The 3,790-nt window shown below is 67.7% G+C and carries 4 protein-coding genes; all 4 read left to right on the top strand.

Annotated features, from left to right (window positions below):
- Nucleotides 1-59 precede the first annotated feature (59 nt).
- Nucleotides 60-860, top strand: a complete 801-nt coding sequence (locus AC1DHD_RS14780) for an MBL fold metallo-hydrolase (RefSeq protein ID WP_476880439.1) — start codon at nucleotides 60-62, stop codon at nucleotides 858-860.
- Between the two features lie 10 nt (nucleotides 861-870).
- Nucleotides 871-1,647, top strand: a complete 777-nt coding sequence (locus AC1DHD_RS14785) for a fumarylacetoacetate hydrolase family protein (RefSeq protein ID WP_476880440.1) — start codon at nucleotides 871-873, stop codon at nucleotides 1,645-1,647.
- Nucleotides 1,648-1,773: 126 nt separating this feature from the next.
- Nucleotides 1,774-3,321 (top strand): glutamate--tRNA ligase, encoded by a 1,548-nt coding sequence (gene gltX / locus AC1DHD_RS14790; RefSeq protein ID WP_476880441.1) that lies wholly within the window; start codon nucleotides 1,774-1,776, stop codon nucleotides 3,319-3,321.
- The coding region (locus AC1DHD_RS14795; RefSeq protein WP_476880442.1) for an HAD family hydrolase at nucleotides 3,321-3,790 on the top strand (470 nt) is incomplete at its 3' end. The genes gltX and AC1DHD_RS14795, both read left to right, overlap by 1 nt.

A 3,790-nucleotide genomic window follows, 5' to 3' on the forward strand; every position in this document is an offset into this window, starting at 1 on the left:
GGGCCGCCGTCGTGATTCTCCTGCTGCTGCTCGTTTGAACGCCGCGGTGGGAAGATGGAATGGTGATCCCCGATGATGACCGCGCCCTGGTCCGCAGCACCGAACTGACGAGGTTCCGGCTGGCCCCCAACCCCGGCCCCATGAGCCTGCACGGCACCAACTCCTACGTCGTGGCGGCGCCCGGTTCGAGCCGCGTGGTGGTGGTTGACCCGGGGCCGCTTGATGAGGACCACCTGCGGGAACTGATGCGCTACGGCGCCGTCGAACTCGTCCTGATCACGCACCGCCACGCCGACCACACCGCCGCCTCCGCGCGCTTTGCCGAACTCACCGGGGCGCCGGTCCGCGCCGCCGACCCGGCTCACTGCCACGGCGGGGAGCCGCTGCGGGCCGGGGAAGTCCTGCACGCCGCCGGGGTCGAAATACGGGTCCTCGCGACGCCGGGCCACACTTCCGATTCCGTCTGCTTCCACCTGCCCGCCGACGGGCCCCACGGTGCGGTCCTTACGGGCGACACCATCCTCGGCGTCGGCACCACGGTCCTGGACTACCCGGACGGGAAGCTGGGGGACTACCTCGACTCCCTGGACCGGCTTGAAGATCTGGGCCCTGCCACCGTCCTGCCGGCTCACGGACCCCTGCTTCCGGCGCTCGACAGCATCGTCCGGGCCTACCGCGACCACCGGCAGGACCGGCTCGGCCAGATCCGGGCCGCGCTGGAGGAACTGGGTGCCGAGGCCGGGGTGCAGGAAGTGGCTGACGCGGTGTACGCCGCCGTCGACCCGGCAGTCCGTCCGGCGGCGGAACTCTCCGTCGCCGCACAGTTGGACTATCTGCGCTCCGTTCCGCCGAGACGGTAGGGTTGGAACCATGCGTATCGCCCGGTTTGTAGTCGATTCTGATCCCATGTACGGCATTGTTGAAGGCCAGCCCGGCAGTGAGGAAATCACTGTCATCAACGGTGACCCCTTCTTCCACGGTGTGGAGCGGACTGCCGTCAAGCATAAGTTGGAGGACGTCCGCCTCCTGGCCCCCATCATCCCGCGCAGTAAGGTGATCGGCGTCGGACGCAACTTCGTGGAACACGCCCACGAGCTGGGCAACGAGGTGCCGGCGCAGCCGCTGCTGTTTCTCAAGCCCAACACCTCAGTGATCGGGCCCAACGATCCGATTATCCTTCCCGAGTTTTCCGAGGAGATTTCCTTCGAAGCAGAGCTGTGCGTCGTGATCGGCCGCATCTGCAAGGACGTACCGGAGGAACGGGTCGACGACGTCGTCTTCGGCTACACGTGCGGCAACGACCTCACGGCGCGCGACGTCCAGAAAACGGATCTGCAGTGGGCCCGTGCGAAGGGCTTTGACACCTCGGCGCCGCTCGGCCCGTGGATCGAGACGGAACTGGACACCGAGGACCTGAAGATCCAGGGCCGGCTCAACGGCGACCTCCGGCAGGACGGCAGCACCAGCCAGATGATCCGCGGCGTCCGCGAACTGGTTTCCGTCGTCTCGCAGGCGTTCACCCTGCTCCCCGGCGACGTCATTATGACCGGCACCCCGGCCGGCGTCGGCCTGGTCGAAGCCGGCGACCGCTTCGAGGTCGAGATCGAAGGTATCGGCCGCCTCTCCAACCCGGTGGTCCGCCGCTAGCCGGTACCGCAACAGGGAAAGCCGCCAGGACGGCCGCACCGTGGATCCCGCACTGTGGATCCACGGTGCGGCCGTCCTTTTTCGAGCCGAAAGCGGCTCGGTGCACGCGGTAAAGTTGGTATCACTATGACTACTCCCACCGCACCCGACGCCGTCTCCAGCACTGCCACCACGGAACTGACCCGTGAAGCCACCCGCGAAGTCACTGCCGAAACCCCTGTCCGGGTCCGGTTCTGCCCCTCGCCGACCGGCACCCCCCACGTCGGCTTGATCCGCACGGCCCTCTTCAACTGGGCCCACGCCAAGCACACCAAGGGCACGTTCGTGTTCCGCATCGAGGACACTGACGCCGCACGTGACTCGGAGGAGAGCTACCAGCAGCTGCTGGAGGCACTCAAGTGGCTGGGCATCAGCTGGGAGGAAGGCGTCGAGGTGGGCGGCCCGCACGAGCCGTACCGCCAGTCGCAGCGCCTGGACCTCTACAAGGACGTCGTCGCCAAGCTGATGGAGGCCGGCTACGCCTACGAGTGCTACTCGTCGCCGGAGGAAGTCGARGCCCGCCACCGSGCYGCCGGCCGCGACCCCAAGCTGGGSTACGACAACTTYGACCGCGAMCTTTCCGAGGASCAGCTSGCGGCSTTCAAGGCCGARGGCCGCMAGCCGGTGCTGCGCGTYCGSATGCCCGACGAGGACGTCACGTTCACCGACATGGTGCGCGGCGACATCACCTTCAAAGCCGGCAGCATCCCCGACTACGTGATCGTCCGGGCCGACGGCTCGCCGCTCTACACACTGGTCAACCCGGTCGATGACGCCCTTATGGGCRTCACCCACGTGCTGCGCGGCGAGGACCTGCTGTCCTCTACGCCCCGCCAGGTGGTGCTCTTCCGTGCCCTGATGGAGATCGGGGTGGCCAGCTACCTGCCCGTGTTCGGCCACCTGCCGTACGTGATGGGCGAGGGCAACAAGAAGCTGTCCAAGCGCGACCCGCAGTCCAACCTCTTCCTGCTCCGSGACCGCGGCTTCATYCCCGARGGCCTGCTGAACTACCTGTCSCTGCTGGGCTGGAGCCTSTCCGCSGACGAGGACATCTTCACCGTCGAGCAGCTGATCGAGCACTTTGATGTCAACGACGTGCTGGCCAACCCGGCCCGCTTCGACATCAAGAAGGCCGAAGCGATCAACGGCACCCACATCCGGATGCTCGCTCCCGAGGATTTCCGCGGCCGCCTGGTGCCGTACCTGCAGGCCGCAGGGCTGGTGGGCGAGACCCTGACCCCCCGCGAGGACGCCATCCTGGCCGAAGCCGCACCGCTCATCCAAGAACGCATCTCCCTGCTCGGCGAAGCCCCGGAGATGCTGGCCTTCCTCTTCAAGGCCGATGACGCGATCGACGTCGCCGACGACGCCCGCAAGGGCCTGCCTGCGAACCTCACCGAGGTCCTTGACGCCGCCCTCGCCGCCCTGGAACCGGTGACGGACTGGACGGCGGAGAACATCCAGGCAGCGCTGAAGGAGGCCCTCGTGGAGGGGCTCGGCGTCAAACCGCGTCTCGCGTTCGGCCCCGTCCGCACGGCAGTCTCCGGCCGGCGGATTTCCCCGCCGCTGTTCGAGTCCATGGTGATCCTCGGCAAGGACTCGTCCCTGGCGCGCCTGCGCGCCTTCCGCGGCTGATGAACGGCGGGGCCGGGACCGGCGTGCTTGCGGCCGGACTCGAGGGCATCCGCGGGGTGCTGTTCGACATCGACGACACCCTGGTGGACCTCGAGTTCGCCATGACAACGGCCCTGCGCGATGTCAGCGGCCACCTCCTGCCGGGCCTGGACGAGGCCGGCTGGGAGCGGTTCGGGCGGATCTTCACCCGGGAGACAACCCACTTCTACGACCGCTACCTGGCCGGGGAGCTGACGTTCAATGAACAACGCCTGCTCCGCGGCCGGGCGGCCCTGGGGCACTTCGGCGTCGAACTCGAAGACGGCGAACAGGCCCACCACTGGGTGAGCTCCTACGCCAGCCTCCAGCACAGCTACATCCGCGCGTTCGAGGACGTGGGACCGCTGCTGGACGCGCTCGACGCCGCCGAGGTTCCCTACGGCGCCGTGAGCAACAACGTGCATGATTACCAGCGGGTGAAGCTGGACGC

It is taken from the genome of Arthrobacter sp. 05L45_2 (genome assembly GCF_056397525.1).